Source organism: Paenibacillus sp. GCM10023252 (assembly GCF_042653305.1).
In the GTDB taxonomy this organism is placed as follows: domain Bacteria; phylum Bacillota; class Bacilli; order Paenibacillales; family Paenibacillaceae; genus Pristimantibacillus.
On sequence record NZ_JBHSHW010000029.1, the window covers coordinates 219,679 to 238,791 of the forward strand.

Annotated in this window: 12 protein-coding genes and 1 other annotated feature; of the genes, 3 read left to right on the forward strand and 9 right to left on the reverse strand. The window is 49.6% G+C overall.

The annotated features are described in order from the left end of the window. Positions 1–57: 57 nt before the first annotated feature. Positions 58–615 (reverse strand): ComEA family DNA-binding protein, encoded by a 558-nt coding sequence (locus tag ACFO9Q_RS17345; protein WP_379184340.1) that lies wholly within the window; start codon positions 613–615, stop codon positions 58–60. A 114-nt stretch (positions 616–729) separates the two neighbouring features. Here ACFO9Q_RS17345 and comER point away from each other — a divergent pair, with 114 nt between their 5' ends. After that, entirely contained in the window at positions 730–1,569 is an 840-nt protein-coding gene (comER, locus tag ACFO9Q_RS17350; protein ID WP_379184342.1) for a late competence protein ComER, read from the forward strand. Positions 1,570–1,616: 47 nt separating this feature from the next. Here the strand turns inward: comER and leuS are convergent, their stop codons facing one another. From leuS to ACFO9Q_RS17365, 3 genes are all read right to left on the reverse strand, one after another. Next, positions 1,617–4,055: a leucine--tRNA ligase gene (gene leuS, locus ACFO9Q_RS17355; RefSeq protein ID WP_379184344.1), complete on the reverse strand. Its 2,439-nt coding sequence runs from the start codon at positions 4,053–4,055 to the stop codon at positions 1,617–1,619. Positions 4,056–4,131: 76 nt separating this feature from the next. Continuing rightward, positions 4,132–4,371: a binding site (T-box leader), on the reverse strand. A gap of 48 nt (positions 4,372–4,419) precedes the next feature. Continuing rightward, the gene (locus ACFO9Q_RS17360) at positions 4,420–5,343 is read right to left on the reverse strand and encodes a DUF4871 domain-containing protein (protein ID WP_379184346.1); all 924 of its coding nucleotides are present in this window, start codon (positions 5,341–5,343) and stop codon (positions 4,420–4,422) included. Next, positions 5,333–5,881: an RNA polymerase sigma factor gene (locus ACFO9Q_RS17365; RefSeq protein ID WP_379184348.1), complete on the reverse strand. Its 549-nt coding sequence runs from the start codon at positions 5,879–5,881 to the stop codon at positions 5,333–5,335. The genes ACFO9Q_RS17360 and ACFO9Q_RS17365 overlap by 11 nt, the downstream gene beginning before the upstream one ends. 125 nt (positions 5,882–6,006) lie before the next feature. Here ACFO9Q_RS17365 and ACFO9Q_RS17370 point away from each other — a divergent pair, with 125 nt between their 5' ends. Next, the gene (locus ACFO9Q_RS17370; protein ID WP_379184350.1) at positions 6,007–6,993 is read left to right on the forward strand and encodes a lipoate--protein ligase; all 987 of its coding nucleotides are present in this window, start codon (positions 6,007–6,009) and stop codon (positions 6,991–6,993) included. Here the strand turns inward: ACFO9Q_RS17370 and ACFO9Q_RS17375 are convergent. From ACFO9Q_RS17375 to ACFO9Q_RS17385, 3 genes are all read right to left on the reverse strand, one after another. Then, positions 6,990–7,460 carry a VanZ family protein gene (locus ACFO9Q_RS17375; RefSeq protein WP_379184353.1) on the reverse strand — a complete coding sequence of 157 codons (471 nt, stop codon included), beginning with the start codon at positions 7,458–7,460 and terminating at the stop codon, positions 6,990–6,992. The genes ACFO9Q_RS17370 and ACFO9Q_RS17375 overlap by 4 nt on opposite strands. 73 nt (positions 7,461–7,533) lie before the next feature. Then, positions 7,534–7,833: a hypothetical protein gene (locus tag ACFO9Q_RS17380; protein WP_379184355.1), complete on the reverse strand. Its 300-nt coding sequence runs from the start codon at positions 7,831–7,833 to the stop codon at positions 7,534–7,536. Positions 7,834–7,849: 16 nt separating this feature from the next. Then, positions 7,850–8,047 carry a YwbE family protein gene (locus ACFO9Q_RS17385; RefSeq protein ID WP_379184357.1) on the reverse strand — a complete coding sequence of 66 codons (198 nt, stop codon included), beginning with the start codon at positions 8,045–8,047 and terminating at the stop codon, positions 7,850–7,852. 170 nt (positions 8,048–8,217) lie between these two features. Between ACFO9Q_RS17385 and ACFO9Q_RS17390 the strand changes: the two genes are divergently transcribed. After that, positions 8,218–10,062 (forward strand): DEAD/DEAH box helicase, encoded by a 1,845-nt coding sequence (locus ACFO9Q_RS17390; RefSeq protein ID WP_379184359.1) that lies wholly within the window; start codon positions 8,218–8,220, stop codon positions 10,060–10,062. 247 nt (positions 10,063–10,309) lie between these two features. On the opposite strand, the gene ACFO9Q_RS17395 is transcribed toward ACFO9Q_RS17390, so the two are convergent. Beyond that, positions 10,310–12,151, reverse strand: coding sequence for a hypothetical protein (locus tag ACFO9Q_RS17395; RefSeq protein WP_379184361.1), 1,842 nt, complete (start codon positions 12,149–12,151; stop codon positions 10,310–10,312). 147 nt (positions 12,152–12,298) lie between these two features. After that, positions 12,299–18,928 (reverse strand): DUF7594 domain-containing protein, encoded by a 6,630-nt coding sequence (locus ACFO9Q_RS17400; protein WP_379184363.1) that lies wholly within the window; start codon positions 18,926–18,928, stop codon positions 12,299–12,301. Positions 18,929–19,113 lie beyond the last annotated feature (185 nt).

A 19,113-nucleotide genomic window follows, 5' to 3' on the forward strand; every position in this document is an offset into this window, starting at 1 on the left:
TCCTTCATCTTTTATCAGCTGGGACAAGTTTCCTTCGCCGTCTCTATTCTCTCACAATCAAGGAACGGCGACAATGCTGTCTTTGATCCCCTCGAACAGCTTCTCACCAATGCCCTTCACCCGCGTAATCTCCTCAATTCTCGTATAGAAGCCATGCAGCTCCCGATCGTCCACAATCGCCTGCGCCTTGGAAGGACCTATCCCCTTCAGCTCGTCCAGCTCCTCGGCTGTTGCCTGATTAATATTAAGCTTGCCCGCGCCGGCCGCAGCAGCTCCTTGAGCAGAATTGCCCTCCCCCATCTGACCCTTCCTCTGTCCGTGTACCCCTTCCTCATTCAGCCCCTCATTCGGCTCATGCCCCCCCTCCTTCTCTCTCTCATTCGGTCCCACCATCTCCACCTCATTCCCCCCTTCCTTCTGAGTCCCGCTCACCTGGTGCTCCGCCTCTCCGTCGCCAAGCACATCAGCAACCTGCCGGTCGAGTCGAATCCAGTCGGTCGTCTTCTCTTCCTTCGGCTCCTGCAGCGCAGCGATGAACAAGCAGCCTGCCGTTACAGCCAGCACAGCAATAAGCAGCAGTCTGCTGCTGCTTGGTTTATTTGTATATTTTCCCATAGTGGGCCTCCATTCGTTCTTATAGATCTTGCTTCTTGAGAAATATGTCATATGAGCCAAGCAAACGCGAATAGTTCTATAAGAGGATTCTGTTAATCGGAAGGGGCAACTGAGATGAAGGTCGGATTGATTGGAACGGGCTCAATGGGAAGCCTGTTAGTCGAAGCACTCGTTGAATCGGGAGCGCTGGCGCCTGAGCAGATCAGCATTAGCAATCGCACCTACGGGAAGGCCAAGGCCATCGCAGACCGACATCCTGGCATGAGAGCGTATCACGCCAATGTAGAGGCAGCAAGAGGCGCAGACATCGTCTTCCTATGCGTGAAGCCGCTCGAGTTCAAGAAGGTCGTTGATGATCTGAGAGCGGTGCTGCAGCCAGAGCAGATTATCGTCTCTATTACGAGTCCCGTTCTCCTGTCCCATCTCGAGGAATGGCTGCCTTGCAAAATAACGAAGGTCATCCCGAGCATCACCAATCTCGTCTGGAGCGGCTCGTCGCTGTGCATCCACGGCTCTCGAATGCTTGAAGAGGATTGCGATGCGCTGGAAGCGTTGCTCTCTCACATTAGCGAGCCGCTGAGAGTGGAGGAAGGCTATACGCGAGTCGTCTCCGATCTATCTAGCTGCGGGCCGGCCTTCCTCTCCTGCATCCTTCAGCAGTTCATTGATGCTGCCGTTGAGGAGACGGGCATCGACCGTAGAGAAGCTACGGCAGTAGCGAGCCAGATGCTGCTTGGAACAGGACTGCTGCTCACCGAGGGCGGACTTACGCCAGCGCAGATTCAAGAGCGAGTAGCCGTTCCCGGAGGCATCACGGCCCACGCACTGAATCTGCTCAGCCGTGAGACGGAAGGTCTATTCCATCAGGTTATCCGCACGACACATGCTAAGTATCGCGAAGATGTAGCTAAGGTGACGGCCGCTTTTTGCGCAGAAGAGGTGAACGGCCAATAGCGTTCTTCGCTAAGGGCTGCCCACCTCTTCCTGCTCAACCTATCCTATTAATTAGCTACGATATTGACCAGCTTGCCCTTCACGGCAATCAGCTTCCTAATCGTCTTGCCTTCAATTAGTTCCTTGACCTTGTCGAGCTCCTTGGCGATTCTCTCCATTTCCGCTTGCTCGGTATCCGCGGCAATGGAGATGCGCTCAATAATCTTGCCATTGACCTGAATAACGATCTCTACTTCCTGGTCAATCGTCCAAGCTTCCTCATACGACGGCCAAGGCGCATAAGAGATGGATTCATTATGTCCAAGCTTCTCCCACAGCTCTTCGGCCATATGAGGAGCCAGCGGCGACAGCATCTGCACGAAGTGATTCATCGCTTCACGCGGCAGGCTCTCCGCCTTGTACGCCTCATTCACGAAGATCATCAGCTGCGAGATAGCGGTGTTGAAGCGCAGATTCTCGTAGTCATCCGTAATCTTCTTAATCGTCCGATGCCAGACCTGCTTGAACGCCGTGCCTGCTTCCTCTTCCGAGAGCTTGCTGCTCAGCGAGCCGTCCTCTGCGACGAATAGACGCCATACCCGGCTTAAGAACCGGTACATGCCTTCTACCCCGTTCGTGTTCCACGGCTTCGTCGCCTCGAGCGGGCCCATGAACATCTCGTACATCCGCAGCGTATCTGCTCCGTATTCCCCTACGATATCATCCGGATTAATGACATTGCCGCGTGACTTCGACATCTTCTCATTGTTCGTCCCGAGAATCATGCCTTGGTTCACCAGCTTGTGGAACGGCTCCTTCGTCGCCACGACACCAAGATCATAGAGCACCTTGTGCCAGAAGCGTGCATAGAGCAAGTGAAGAACCGCGTGCTCAGCTCCCCCGATATAGAGGTCAACCGGCAGCCATTCCTTCTGCTTCTCCGGCGAGCAGATCTCCTTGTCATTCTTCGGATCGATGAAGCGCAGGTAGTACCAGCAGCTGCCCGCCCATTGCGGCATCGTATTCGTCTCGCGGCGTGCCTTCATCCCCGTCTCTGGATCTACCGTATTCACCCAATCTGTTACATTCGCAAGCGGTGATTCCCCAGTGCCCGAAGGCTTGATTGCATCCACATCAGGCAGCACGAGCGGCAATTGGTCTACCGGTACCGTCTTCATCGTGCCATCCTCCAGGTGAAGAATTGGAATCGGCTCCCCCCAGTAACGCTGGCGGCTGAACAGCCAATCACGCAGACGGTAAGTAACCTTGCCTTGGCCGGCTCCCTTCGACTCCAGGAATTCAATCATCCGAGCGATAGCCTCTTCATTGTGAAGGCCGTTCAGGAAGTCCGAGTTCACGTGAGGGCCGTCTCCAGCATAAGCTTCCTTGCTCACCTCGCCGCCGCCAACAACCTCAATGATGTCGAGAGAGAATTGCTTCGCGAATTCCCAGTCCCGCTGGTCATGGCCAGGAACCGCCATGATTGCACCTGTACCATACCCCGCAAGGACATAGTCGGCAATCCAGATCGGCACCTTCACTCCATTGACCGGGTTAATCGCATAAGCGCCAGTGAATACACCGGACTTCTCCTTCGCCAGATCGGTGCGCTCCAGATCGCTCTTCCGCGCTGCCTTCTCTTGGTAGGCGCTGATCTCAGCCTGCTGCTCTGGTGATGTAATCTGCGCAACCAGCTCATGCTCCGGTGCGAGTACGCAGTAGGTTGCTCCGAAGAGCGTATCTGGACGAGTGGTGAACACAACCAGGTTCGCATCCTGTCCCTCGATGGCGAAGGTGACTTCCGCTCCCTTGGACTTGCCAATCCAATTGCGCTGCATATCCTTAATGCTCTCCGACCAGTCCAGCTCCTCAAGATCCTCAAGCAGACGCTCGGCATACTCTGTTATTCTCAGTATCCACTGACGCATCGGCTTGCGGACGACCGGATGTCCTCCGCGCTCGCTCTTGCCATCGATGACTTCTTCATTAGCAAGTACAGTACCTAGTGCCGGACACCAGTTCACCGGTACCTCAGCGACATAAGCCAGCCCCTTGTTGTAGAGCTGGATGAATATCCACTGCGTCCACTTGTAATAATCCGGATCCGTCGTACTGAATTCACGGTCCCAGTCGTAAGAGAAGCCAAGCGACTTAATCTGACGGCGGAAGTTGTCAATATTCTTGAACGTAATATCACGCGGATGCTGACCGGTATCGAGCGCGTGCTGCTCTGCCGGCAGGCCGAACGCATCCCAGCCCATCGGATGAAGCACGTTATAGCCTCTCATCCGCTTGTAGCGGGATACGATATCGGTTGCGGTATATCCTTCCGGATGGCCGACATGAAGCCCGGCTCCAGATGGATAAGGGAACATATCAAGGGCGTAGAACTTCGGCTTGCCCGGATCCTCGGTTGTACGGAAGGTCTTGAACTCATCCCAGTACTTCTGCCACTTCGGCTCTACGACTAGTGGGTTATAGCCTTGATTCTGCTGCTCTTGGCTCATGAATACTACTTCCTCTCTGCGATAACTTACGATATGGCTGCACATAAAAAAAGCCTCTCATCACTAGCGACTAATCGCTAGGGACGAGAAGCTGCTGCTCCCGTGGTACCACCCTAGTTAGCGTATGGCATACTCTGCCTATAACGCTCACTCCATGCCCTTAACGCGGGCGAGTCGGTGCGCTTCCCTTGCCGATGCGGCAAGCTGATCACACAGCTCCAAGGCGAGATTCACTTCTTCGCAGGTCCGGCTTCCACCAACCGCCGGCTCTCTAAGCCATACGAACAAAGCTACTGCTCCTTATCAACGCCAAAATATCCATCAAAATGGTTAGTTCTGATTATAAAGAAGGACCTCATCCCTGTCAAGACGACACGCGTACGACGATGCTGTCGAACAGCTTCCCGTCTACGTAGATCAGTAACCGCCACATCCCGCTCTCAGGCAGGAGTATGGAAGAAGGGAACATCCGATCTGCTCCATAGCTCGCCGCGCCTGTTGATGAAGCAGAGAAGACATCCATCATGTCATAGCTTCCTTCCTTCACTGCCTTAATAACCAATTGTCCATCCAACCGGTCTTCTTCTCCCCACAGGTACCACATATATTTATTAGAGCGATTAGCAAGGAATGGTATGTCTAGAATAGCTGCCCTTCCCTCCTTGCCTCTTAGCGTATACTTAGTACCATTGCCTAATTGGAACGAGGGGCTCTCTCCCCATGAAGGCTCCCCAACCTGAATAATGACATCCCCGTAGAACTCTCCATCAAGCTTGAACTCATACCTCCACAGCCCGCTAATAGGCAGACCGCATGAGAAGGTATATCTCCCTAGCGTGTCATACCCGCTGCTAGGCTCCGAGATCCGGCTCTCATCTGCCGCTTGAACTTGCAGCCCGCTCTCTAAGTGAGTGGCTATGATTGATAATGTCTTGTCCTTGTACTTCTCGAAGGGCTCCTTGAACGAGACCATATACCCCGACTCGCTCCCAGCTGCAAGGTTAGGATCAGGGAACATCTGGAATAATGGCACGTTATGCTCGCTATAAGTACTTCTAACCTCTTCCTGAGGGCTTATCGTATTCTCTAGATTCCATGTAAGCACAAGGACAATGGATACAACTACAGCGGAGATAGTAACGAATGATAGCCTTCTTCTTTTCATTCGACGAGGGGTTGATTGCCTAGTACGATGGACTACTTGATCTGATATAGCACGAGTGAAGGGATGCTTGGCGAATGGCGTATCTTGCAATTCCTTGGCCCAAGGGGGATGCTCATGCCTCATAGCTGTCTTCTCCTTCCAGTATGGAGGATATCCTGCGCCGAGCACGGTGCAGCCTTGACTTCACAGTACCCTCAGATAGATGAAGCAATTGAGCCATCTCCTGCATGGACATGCCATAATGGTACTCAAGCAAGATGACTTCGCGGTAAGCACGAGGCAATTCGAGCACGATGGTCCATATTCGCTTCGATCTCAGCTGGTCCAGCAGCTCGCTCTCTGCAGATGGTACCGAGCCTGTGGCTGAGATGAATGACATAAGCGTAACCTTGCGTATATAAGAACTCCTCATATAGCTTAACGCCTTATTCCGTGTGATCGTCAGCAGCCAGCTCTTCATGCTGCAATCCCCTCGGAAGGAGAACATGTGGTTGAATACTGCTATGAACGTCTCCTGAGACACATCATCAGCCGCTTCCCTGCTCTTGGTTATGAAGTAAGCGAAGTTCCAGACGTCTTGTCCGTACTGCTCCATCAGCTCCTGAAGAATACGCTCTCTGTCTGTACTGTGAGCTAGATGCTGTAGGTAGTGCAGCGTCAATGGTGTCACCTCCATGAATTAGACGCTGATTAACCCCATAAGTTCCCATTCCCATTAAAAAAATTAGCCGCAAGGGGTATACTATAAGTCAATCAAGATGGATGCAACCAGAGGAGGAAGAAGTCATGCTGTTCGTTAGTAATGAGAATCATACCGATCCTGCGCTCAATCTAGCGCTCGAGGAGTACATATTGAAGTCACTGCCTGGAGAGGAATCCTATCTGCTCTTCTATATCAATGAACCTTCTATTATTATTGGCAGAAATCAGAATACAGTTGAAGAGATCAATTCGGAATATGTAGAGGATGCCCACATTCACGTCGTTAGACGGCTGTCCGGCGGCGGAGCTGTGTATCATGATCTGGGTAATCTTAACTTCAGCTTCATTACGAAGGATGATGGCCAGTCCTTCCATAACTTCCGCAAGTTCACCGAGCCGGTCATTAAGGCGCTCCGGAAGCTTGGCATTGAAGCGGAGCTGACAGGGAGGAATGATATTCAGGTCGGCGAGCGCAAAATCTCAGGCAACGCCCAGTTCGCGACGAAGGGCCGTATGTTCAGCCACGGCACCCTGCTGTTCAGCTCCGAGATCGACAACGTCGTCTCCGCTCTGAAGGCAAACCCTGAGAAGTATAAGTCCAGGTCAACGAAGTCCATTCGGAGCCGGGTCGTCAATATTACAGAGCTGCTAGAGGAGCCTATAACGATTGAGCAGTTCAAGGAAGTGCTGCTGCAATCCATATACGAAGGTAAGGATGTTCCACACTATACCCTTACATCTGAGGACTGGCTCGCCGTTGAGGCGCTGGCTAACGAGCGGTATCGCAGCTGGGACTGGAACTACGGCCGCTCGCCTTCCTTCAACCTGCGGCAGAACAAGAGGCTGCCTGCCGGAACCTTCGACGTTCGGCTGCAAGTGGAAGAAGGTCGAATTACGGCCGCTTATGTGTACGGGGACTTCTTCGGCGTGGGAGATGCGAATGAATTCGCGGCAAGGCTAAGCGGAGTCCGCTATGACACAAGTGAAGTCAGCGATCTGCTCGATTCCATTGATCTTACCTATTACTTCGGCCCTGTGACGAAGGAGGAATGGATGGGGTTGTTGTTCTAAGCGAACATCCCCTTCACGGTGCGGTACACCCAGCAGCCGATGCTTGCACCTACCGTATTCAGAATGACATCGTCTATATCGAAGCTTCCCCGACCCGATCCCATCTGGAGCAGCTCGACCAAGGTAATCCCAATGATGAAGAACAGGATCGTCCGCCAGTAGCCCCACTTGAAGATGATTGGGATGGCGAAGCCGAAGGGGATGAACACCGCTATGTTGCCGCCTATGTTAATCAAGAGTAATTCCATATTGAAGTGGTCGTGGTGGATGAAGTATCTCTTAATCGTCGCAAGAGGCTTCAGATTGTATCTCAGCGTACCGTCATGAGACTGTCCCGATCTCCCGAAGCCTACGAACATCCAATAACCGACGAGCAGTCCGTAGGCTGCGGTGACGGCTGCAGTGAATGATCGGAGGAAGAAGGACAGCCACGGATGAAGCGTTGAATGAGATCTCTCTGTCTTCATAGGCTTGATGCGAACGTCCGCATCTGTATCCCTCCCTAATACGAGTTATAGAATAATTATATCTACCCGGACTTCACAGGGAGAACCGGTTAATGTGATCCCATAGCTGGAGCCGGGTAAGCACTTCCTTCTGCTTCGGACCCATGAGGTCGAAGTGCGGGTATTCGGAGCGCCTATGGATATACTTAGGAGGAAGGCCCTGCTCCTTGCACCACTCGGAGAGCTTGTCCAGATCAGAGCAGCCAACCTTCGTTACCGTCTTCATGCCTGGATAACGGGGATCCAGCCAGTAATGCGTCAAGAAGGCGATCTGTCCGCTGCCTGCTCTCTCCTTCCACTGCTTCATCTCAGCTCTTGTAATACCGAATGCCATGACTGACCGCCGCTCCTTATGAGGGTATGATATCCTTCACCCGGCCGACTTGGCCATCTGTTAATCTTACCTTAATGCCATGCGGGTGGTTCGGGGAATTCGTCAGGATGTCCTTGACAATACCTCTTGTAAGCTTGCCTGTTCGCTGGTCTTGCTTAAGCACAATATGGACCTCGAGCCCAGCTCGAATGGAGGATCGGATCGTTCCGCTCATGATGAATACCTGCCTTCTGAATAGGATCTATTTCATTAATACTGGATCTCTAGAATTCTAATGACGTTCAGTGTCTCAGCATAACATATCGAATGCATGGATGCACTTCTAAGGGACAACTGTTATACTGAACATCAGACGATGTATAACGAAATGAGGAAATAATAACAATGTCAACCGTATTTGGTCAGATGGGCATTATTCCAGAGCTGACACAGCTTCTTCAGAACGACGGAATTACGGAGCCTACACCGGTTCAGAAGGCAGCCATTCCGCTCCTGCTCAGCGGGAAGGACGTCATTGCCCAGGCTCAGACGGGCACAGGAAAGACGATTGCGTTTGCTCTTCCTATTTTACAACGGATTAATGTGGAAAAAGAACAGGTGCAAGCTCTGATCTTAACCCCTACAAGGGAGCTTGCTATTCAAATAACGAGTGAACTCAAAAAGCTGGCTCCTGCCCTTGGAGCAACGATACTGGCGGCCTATGGCGGCCAAGATGTGGATGCACAGATTCGGAAGCTCAAAAATTCCCCTCATATAGTCGTAGCTACGCCGGGAAGGCTGCTGGACCATATGCGCAGAGAGACGGTATCGCTTGGCAAGCTGTCCATGCTCGTGCTCGATGAAGCCGACCAGATGCTGCACATGGGCTTCCTGACGGAAGTGCAGAGCATTATTGAGCAGACTCCGCGCGCCAGACAGACGATGCTGTTCTCCGCAACGATGCCTGAGCAGGTGAAGCAACTGGCTTCAGCCTACATGAAGACACCGGAAGACATTCGAATCAAGAGCTCGAACATTACGCTCGACAGCATTAAGCAATACGTCGTAGAGACGTCCGATCGTGGCAAGGAAGAAGCGATGGTCAAGCTGATCGGCATCCATCAGCCTTATCTGGCTGTCATCTTCTGCCGAACGAAGGCTCGTGCGAAGAAGCTGAATGAAGTGCTGCAGGATGCGGGCATCGCATCGGACGAGCTGCATGGCGACCTAACCCAGGCGAAGCGGGAGCAGGTCATGAAGCGGTTCCGCGATGCGAGGCTGCAGGTGCTCGTTGCGACCGATGTCGCAGCACGCGGACTTGATGTGGAAGGCGTCACTCATGTATTCAACTTCGATGTACCGCAGGACGGCGAGCTCTACATTCACCGAATCGGCCGGACAGGCCGGGCAGGTGAGCAAGGCATTGCGATTACGCTAATGACCTCTCACGACCGTGGAGCTATTGCTCATATCGAGCGGGCAATTAACGCGAATCTGGAGCGGCGCGATCTCGAGACGAACCGCGTGCTGCAGCGTCCTGCTGAGAGTAAGAGCAGAGCGAAGGGCAAGGGCGCTCGCGGAGAGCTGGATGGTACGCCGGACCGCCAAGGCTGGCGCGGCTCCGTTCCAGCTGGCAAGTCGGCTGGTCGCGGTCGGTCAAGCGACAGAGGCGGCCGCAGCGGCGGCAGAACCTCTGCAGGTCGCGGCGGTCGCTCCGCTGGTGGTGCTGAGACCGCACCAGCTTGGGGACAAGCAGCTGACGGCGCCGCTCGCGGCAGATCCACTGGCGGTCGCAGCGGTCGCTCCGCTGGCGCGGCTGAGACCGCACCAGCTTGGGGACAAGCAGCTGACGGCGCCGCTCGTGGAAGATCGTTAGAGGGTCGCGGACAAGGCGGGAAGCCAGCTCGAGGCGCAGCAGCAGGCCGCAGCAGAGGCCAAGCCGGTGAGCGCGGCCGCCATGCTGATGCTGGCGGAGGTGCACGAGCTGCTCGCCAAGGTGCAGCAGGCCGGTCAGCAGACGGAGCAAGTGCTCGCGAGGCGATCCCAACGGCAGGCTTCGCACCTCGGGATGCGGTTCCGAACCCTTGGTCCAGAGAGAAGCGCTCAGAGAGCTCTTCCTCCGGCGGTCGTGGAGGCCGCAGCAGCAGCGGCGGATCCGGCTCCCGTCGGAACAGCGATGCTCCTTCTAACGGCAGCCGCCGCAGCGGCGGTCCAGGGTCTGGCCCTAAGCGCGGAGACCGCGGCAGGTAACAATTCCGCTCCTGCGAATGTATGGGGAGCGTCACGCTCTTATTGCGCAATAGGGTCCGTACATCTGAAAATTCACAAACTCAGAATTTAGAATATCTACAATCCGACACGATTTCTTAGCGTCGTTCAAAAGCCAACCATTGGTCCTATTTGTTTGGATAGCATAAATAAACCTGCAGAGTTTTTTTGAAAACTTCTGCAGGTTTATTACTAATAGTAGGATCCCTCAATCATAAAATTGAGCTAATTAACGCTCTGTAACTAATAGATCATCAAACTTCGAATGCGCCCGGCTGCTGTAATAACCCATGCCACCGCTAACAAATTCGGTATCCACAGCGGACACCTTTGGTACAGAGCCTCCCCAAACATATAACTCCAGTGTGCCATTGCTGCCGAACACACCCTTGATTTGATAGATCGTTCCCAGCACCCAATTAAAGCTTGCTTCATTCAACACCTGCTCGACACCGTTCTTGATCTTAACGATCTGCAGCTTGCTCGTGTTCTGATTGTAACGCATCAAATAGTAGTTGCTATTGTTTTGGTATTTACCGATAATCCCTATTTGTCTGTTGCCGCTTGTGCCCCAGGCTTCCACCTTCATAGGTGAATATACGATATAGTCATTGCTGCTGTAGGTTCCTACATAACCGCTTGAATCCGTACTCGACTGGATCTGTAAAACAGCATCCGGCTGCGTGGTGCTTCCATTCCAAGTTGGTTCGGTCGTGACTCCTGCCCATGGTGCTGATGTATTTATTCTCGTCCAGCCGTTGTAGTTGCCGCCTTCAAAATTGTAATGATACAGTACCTTTTGGGATAATTCATATCCCTGGGCAAGACTCAGCCCGTAGTCGAAATAACCATCAGGTTCATAAATATTATAGGATGCACTGCCGTTTGCATAAGTCCAGTAGCCATTGTACAGCTTGCCAAGAAGATCGCTGAAGCCCACCTTCATCCGCTTCTCCAGATCCGCTTTCTTGGCGGTCTGAGAGCTGCTGGACCAATTGCCCATAAAATCAATGAGATACACATTGCCCAGCATGTGATTGGCTCCATGCTCAGCGTAACCGAGTGAATCACGTAATCCATAAGCATCAACACTGTCAAACTCTTGTGCCATGCCGAGCTGTCCAATGTAGTCACCTTCGGTCGCTATTTTATTGAAGGTATGCTTACCCACTGCTTCATAATAAAAATCAAATGGATCTGAGACAAACGAGCTAAGCTTCATGCCGCGGAAAAACGGTTTGTTAGCGCTATCATTATTCACAATGTTCTTAACATACGATTCAATTGTTGCGTTAGCTGTCATGTTGAAGGTGTTATATACATTGCTGAGACCACGATTTGACAGCTCTGTTTTGAAGCTGGCATGGCTGTAATTTGTAAGGAAACCGCTTACATTTTCAATCCCCATCATATAGGCACCCGCCATAAAAGAACCTAGCACTGCCTCTGTCCAATTGGGGTTGCCTTGCGGCCAGCTATTGGAATCCAAATCCAACGTCGTACGTGTATTCGCTGCTCTAAGCTGACCTGCGGAGTTATAATCAGCGCTCACATAGGCTGTTGCTGCTACTGCTGCCTTAGCCATCGTCAGCATGGCATTTTGTTCCGACGCTGTAAATCTGGATTTCAAGCCAGGTGTGTGCCAAATCATGTTTAATGTCAACAAATAAAATTGCTGCTGGCGCATATCAATGCCGCCATGCATATCAGGCATATGATTGGTGTTGTTGAGTGTTAACTTGATCCATTCCACCATCTTGTCGGTATGCCGAGTGTCTGTAATCCCGTTTGCTGCATACGCCCTGGCAATGGTAAACAAGGATTGCGCTCTCTGAAGCTCTGGCTCTGATCCGCCATTTGTATTTGCAAAGAAATTAGGAATGCTGTAATTAATACTGTAGAAAGCTCTTGTCATGATGGGCCCTTCTGGAGCGGGTACGTTTAAAGGCAATGCATAGGTGGTTATTGGTGCTACTGTTGCAGGAAAGCCAATTGCAGCAGCTACGGTAACACTGCTAATCACTGCGACTAATTTGGTTTTAAGACTATTTTTTTTCTTGTCTTTTCTCATTACGATCACCTCTTCATTTTTTTTCAATACGGTCATCAGGTTTGAAATGATTATGTGTAAAGATTATGAATGACGGATCACCTCCTTAAAGGTATCTTCAATCCCCTCAAGGAATGAGGGGATTGAAGGATATTAACAAAAAGAATACTAGTGGTTAAACACTCTGAACAGCATAACTGCAGCTTCAGCGCGAGTAGCATAGCCGTTTGGATTCAACTTATACTGATCGCCTTCCACCAAGCCGCTTTTCACAAGAGCAGCAATACTTGCTTTTGCGTAAGCTTGCACGCGGGCCTGGTCCTTAAACACTTCCAATTCCTCCTCCTCAGCAGCTTCAAGCTCCTTGCCTGCGATTTGCATAGCTCTCTCTACCATGACCATCATATCTTGGCGTGTGATCGAAGCTTTTGGATCTAACAGATTGTTCCCGACACCTGTGCTGATTCCCAATTGCTTGGCGATACCAACAGCTTCATAATAGTAGTCTGATTCGGAAACATCATCAAATTGACTAACTACATCCGCTTGCAAGCCAAGTGCTCCGACCAGCAGCTTCAAGAAATCAGCGCGAGTGACCTGCTGCGAAGGCATAAAGGAGGTAGCGGAAACGCCGTTAATAATTCCTTTGGATGCCAGTACTTCGATTTGGTGTTTAGCCCAATTCAGATTTGTGATGTCGTTAAACGTCTTGATTTCAAAGACAACAGCATACTGACTGAAATGATTGGTGCTGAACACGACTTTTCCTTGAGAAGCGTCATATTTGCCTGTTGGTATGCGAGCAATAAGACCATTACCGTCAATATACCAAATGTTGAGATGCTCCAGCTTCTCTTTCTCGGCATCCGTTGGCTCGTAATCCATACTCACGCGTACAGGCGCAGAACCATTCTTCCAGTTAAACGGGCTGCCATTAAGCAGAACCTGCAACTGAACAACAGGGTGATTACCAATTTTCCCTTTAAGCTCGTTAGACAAGCTGGCTGGATCAACCTTTGCAATCAAAATCTCAATCTTTTGATTGTTGTTGATATCTTTTGATTTGAACATATCATTTGGAATCAAGATCGTACCGGAAGCCGTCCGTATTTCAATTTGCTTAGCCGGCTGATTCCCTTGCTTAGCTTCATTAAAGAAAGCATTAGGCAGCTCTTGTCTGAATGCAGTGACAGGATTTGCTGCTTCTAGCTCAAGAATTACCGTTTTTGTCCCTTTAGCATCTGCTGTTGTTAGTTCAAAAGCAGAGTTAAGCCGTGATAATTCTACCATTCCATACGCCGTATTATCGATTACTTCAGTTACAATCTCCAGCTTCCCTGAATCTGATCCAGTTCCTGAACCAGTGCCAGGGCTTGGGCTTGGGCTTGGGCTTGGGCTTGGGCTTGGGCTCGGATTTGTATCTGGATCAGCCAGTGTTTGCACGGATATGGTGTTGCTTGGCGTAGAGCTCTTGCCTGTCGACAGCTTAGCAACGACGTAGAAGCTATAGCTTGTATTCGGCTCAAGCTCAGTGACTGTATACGCGTTGCCCGTTACGTCCGCAGCGTTGACTTTCACTTCATTTCTGTACACATCGTAGCTGATTTCACCATCGCCTTGATGTACAGAAGCATTCCAGGTTAGTTGAACTCCATCCTTAGTAATACTGTCAGCGGTTAAGCCTGTTGGCTTCGAAGGCGCAGCACCAAATATTTGGGTTTCAATGATGCTGTTCCATCCCAAGCCTTTGCCTGCAGCAGAGTTACCAAAGCACACGATACGAACATATCTAGCAGAGGTTGTATCAAACGAGTGGACTTCCAAGCCTTGTGTCGTTCCGCTCGTTTCCCCATCTGCTATTACTTTTGTCCAGTTCACACCATCATTGGAAAGCAGAATTTCGAAATAAGATTTTCTAATATGGCCATTGAAATAGGCAAGAGCGACTGCATTAATTTCTTGCTCAGTGCCGAGATCATATTGAATCCATTGCGGTTCCTGGCCAGCTCTATTCTCAGTAGACCATCTTGATTCCACTCTCAAATCTCCGTCAATCGTATTGGTTAACGGTTCAGTGACAAGACTTGCTGTAATGTCCTCAACATACAGGAATGGGGTATTGAGCACGACTCTCACTTCCTCCGATGCCACACCGAGACCATTGCTATTGCTAGGCACAATAATAAAATAATAAGGTTGTACAGTCATAGGCAAGGTGACTTGATAACCTGTATCTGTGACGTTCTCGATGATTTCGGTATACGCTCCGCTGGATTTTCCATACTTGATCACATAGGACGTATTCTTCGGATCCGTCGTAAATTGAAGGGTAACTTTGTTTCCATCAACTATGACATCTTCAATATCCGGTGTCACTGCATCGGGCTCTCTAGGTGCAGTAGACATTTCATTTGATTCTGCACTTTCTCCAATCGCGGTTTCGGCTGTCACTGCCACGTAATACACCGTATTGTTTGTCAGACCCTTTAATGCCGTCGTAGTCTTGTTCGTCACTACACTCGTTGTGTAGACACCAGGCTGAGTACCATACTTAATGTTGTACTGCATAGCTCCCTTTACCGCTTCGAACTTGACAATCAGCTCGCCGTTACCAATCTGGAGCTCCTCCAGCACCGGCACATTAGGGATCGTATTCTGAATAAGCACCGCGTCAAATTTGGAGCTGCCGCCTCTATTGAATAGACCAATATTCCCTTCTGTAAACATATCGTCTGATGTGCTTAGCTCGAGCACTCCATCCACATAAAACTTGATTTCATTGCCTGTGAAGGAAGCTTGAAAGCGATATGCTTGATCTGCTGAGAGAGTCATAGCCTTTTCCTCAAGCACGCTCATCGTTCCATTCACATTTTTCTTAATCGCAAGCTTGCCGTCACCATAGGACAATAGATAGTAGTTGTCTGCATCGGAAGCCCGGCCGATCAACCCTGCTTCTCCCGTGGCCGAAGGCTCAATCCACACCATATGGCTGATATCCTTAAACCTCATCTTCGTGTACGCAACAGCAGGTGTTGAAGAAACGCCGCTTTCTGATAATACCTTCTCGTTAGGATCAAATGGCTTTGCCCCTGCTGCGCTAGTTAATGGAACCTTCGTATTAAATGGAAGAATAGTATCATTCACTACGGTCCAATTGCCGCTAGCAAGCACCCACTGATCGGTTATTAATTTCGACGCATCATAATTAAAGGTATCATTAAACACCGCTACATTCATTAACCCCATGCTGATCATCGTTTCGACAAAGTATTTGTAGCTGGTCATGTACTCCATATACGTACCGCTCCACGATTGGGTATAATAGCCGTTAATCGCTTTCGCATAATAGTCTGAGACGCCAACCTTATGCCAGCGGTCAATTTCGGCTGCTCTTTCCTGATTCTCAGGTGAGCTCCAAACGCCATAATAATGAAGCAGAATCCGATTGAGCAGCGACGGATCAATGCCAAGCACGACATAACCTATGCTTTGACGACTGCCGGCCTGATCCGTGGAGAAAAACTCTTGGGCCATTCCACGCTGGCCAATATAATAGCCGTCCTCTGCAACCAATGACCACATGAAACGCTGTGTTTCATGATAAAGCTTGAGCGGGTTGGCAATAAATTCGTCCAGTGTTACTCCCTTAAATGCCCACTTATTGCTGTGTACGATGCTTTCCATCAGATTTGCCTTAGCAGCCAGCGATCCGAAATTCGACGTGGACTCGAAGGACTTTCTAATGGCTGTCAATCCTTGACTGTTCAGCTCTGCATTAAAGGTCTCAAAGTCGTATTCCTTCAAAATCGAATTAACATTCTCCAGTCCGAGTACAAATGAAGCCGCCATGAAGATCGTCACGTTTGGTTCAGAATAATTCGTGTTGCCGCCATTCCATGTGTTGGTGTCTCCATTCACCGCTATGCGTTGCGCACCGCGACGATTGTCATTTTCATCAAAGTCGCTTAAGGTATATGCGGTGCTGATCAAACCTGCTTTGAGCATAGTAATCAGCTTGGAGATTTCAGCTTCTGTAAACTGAGACATGATCTCCTGATCGTTCCACAGAATCGCAATCGCATAGATTAATGGAGACTGCTGCCTCGAATCAAGTCCCCCTTGCAAATTCGGCATATTCGCTTCGTTCGTGATGGCTTTCTTGATCGTACTTACATAACGTTCGATGTACGCCGGATCACGATCTCCGGATGCAATAGCCATGGCGATAGTTGCCAATGCGCCAGCTGCCATTGTCTCTGGCTGAGAGCCTGAAGCTGAAGCAAGATTGCCAAACACGACACCTGCTGAATCAATCATAGCTTGATCCAAATAATACTCACTTGGCGGCGCATAAGGAAATGCGGTCTTTTCACTAGTAATTTGTCCGCTCTCTAGAACACCCGCTATATTCCCTGACAGATCCTTGATCGCCTCAGCGTCAATTCGGAAAGTATTACTTCCGCCCTGAAGCGGCTGTGCCAGAATAATAGTCAAGGTATTGGTACTAAGCTTGACTTGATCTTGAGCTCCCAGCTCCACATACTGGCTTCCCCCGTCACTGGAGCGGTTGACAGCTGCTTTCAGCTCTTCCTCATTCAACTCATTGACGGTAACGTTCTCATTAAACACCAATACTACTTTTTTGTTAAAGTTAATGACATAGGCTCCTTCAATGACAGGGGCAATTTGGTCTGATGTAATTTCCCCCGAAATCCATTCTAAGATAACCACATTTCCTGCGACATCCTTTAACGTGTTGGCAGCAAGCTTTACTTTGCTGCCGGAAGCTAATTTATCAGCCATGGAGACCACTAGCTCTCCACCTGATAGGCTTACGGTATCGGATACATCAAGAGCTTCAAAGTTCTCACCGTCCTCAGCGTACATAACGGCGTCTTTCAATTGTGCAACATTATCCAATGCAAGGAGTAATGGCTCATTCGCTTTGATCGTGTAGATTTTGTTCGTTGCATCAAGCACACCAGCATCATTAATCAGCGGTGCCGCAACGTCATAGCTCAGCACCTCAGATGTCCATTCTGTATCTTGTACATTCCCTAGCTCATCTTCCAGTAGATTAGCATTGAACATCAGCTTTGCGCCTGCTGTCGCTAGACGTTCATGTAATTGGATGACCAAATGGTCATTCATCACAGACACTTCATCCAGCTCATCAAGCGGCTCCCAATTTTCATTTTCTCTTGCCAGCTGAATGCCGGATTTAAGAGCAGCTTCGTCGGCCGTATGATTTACAATTCTTTCATTAAAAGCAACTGTGACTGACTTATTCTCATTGGTTACTGTAACCCCTTCCACCTCAGGTGCCGATTCATCATAGTTCAGCACAAGCTGTGGAGCGTTGACTCCGTTTTCCTTCGTTGATACAAAACGGTTTGCACTGTTATTGCTGCCAAGGAGCAGGAGTGATACTACTTGGTCTCCAGTAGCTTGTTCGTTGACATACTCCGTCAGATCCCACTCATACCAGTAATCCGTGCCACCAACCTGAGTCTCACCAACGATTAAATCAGGTGTAGGTGCAGCTAATGGCTGATTGGTATAAGTCAGACCACTCTCCGTCCAACTATCATTAGCAACCGCATATAAGCTAAGCGGCTCAGGCGTTGTCAACGCAGTGGGAAAATGAAGTCGAACCTTCGCACTGTTGAACTGCTTTGCATTGGCAACGTCAAACTTCACATAGAATCGACGATTAAACGTGTATCCTCCTTCTTTGAGCATCACTGTAGTTGCAGATCCATAATTGTTATTCACATTTGCAGCGCCGCTATCTACTCCAGCGTCAGCAGCAGGAAGGATGACACGATTGTTTTCGTATTCAGGCGGTGCATCATTACCTTGCAGCAGACCACTGGTAGTATCCGTGGCAATTACATTACCAGACTTATCCTGCAGGGCACCTCCGAGTATCTTGATGCGGTTCTTATTACCAGATAGCGGGCTTGCAAAGGTTATCGTCAGGCTGTTTCCGTTTATGGATACGATTGCCGATTCACCAAGCTCAGCAAAGTCCACATCATTAGCACTAAACGAAATACGGCTCTTCAAGGCACCGCTAGTAGCATCTTGAATGGGTTCATCAAAGACCAAATTCACCGTTTCAAAGCTGCTGTTTAGGGATGAGGATTGAATGACCGGAGCCACTTCATCCGTTGTTACCACAAGATACGGCTGTCTTTCCGGATTTCCGGTTCTCTCCCGGTCAATGAAAGCTCGCCAGTTGGCCGCTTGACTCGTAATTGCCAAGCTTGCGAATTGTTCGTTGTTCGCTTTCTCCTGCTTAATATAATCTGTAACATCTACCTCAAGGATTTCCCCTGCGGATGGAGAAAGAGTAAGAGGAGTTATTAAATCACCCAAAGGTTCTCTCGTCGTCCAAGTCATCGCAGTTTCTGACCAGCCGTCACCTGGAACCGCATACACATTTGCTGCTACTGTACTGGCAGAGGAAACATTCCAAAGTCGCAGCTTAATCGTGGCGTTATCCAAATTAGCAGGAAGAACTTCCAAATTGAATTTAAAATAAGGATATCGAGTATCGTCCGGACCGTTAGACATGATATCCAACTGATTGTAATTGCTTGGGTTTTGAACATTTAGATTTAAATCCTTCTTAGCAGGCTGGCTTGAAACCATAACATCCGCTACGGGCAAATACTTCGTCTCAGCAGCTTCAGCAGCTGGAATCGATCCTGTTATTAACCCGCCATACGAACCAATCAACAATGATGCAACAAGCAGCTTGCTGATCCCCTTTTTCATATTTCTTCTTAACAAATGCACTCACTCCTTCAATGAAAATAATCTATTTAAAAACGCTTACAAATATTGGTGTAAGCGTTATCAAATCAACTTGCCCTTATCGTATAGTAAATGAATTTTTAAAACACTCCAAAATCGCTACTTTTTTCTGCATATTTTATACATTCCAGCTTCACTTTTTGTAGGTGAATCTTAATTCA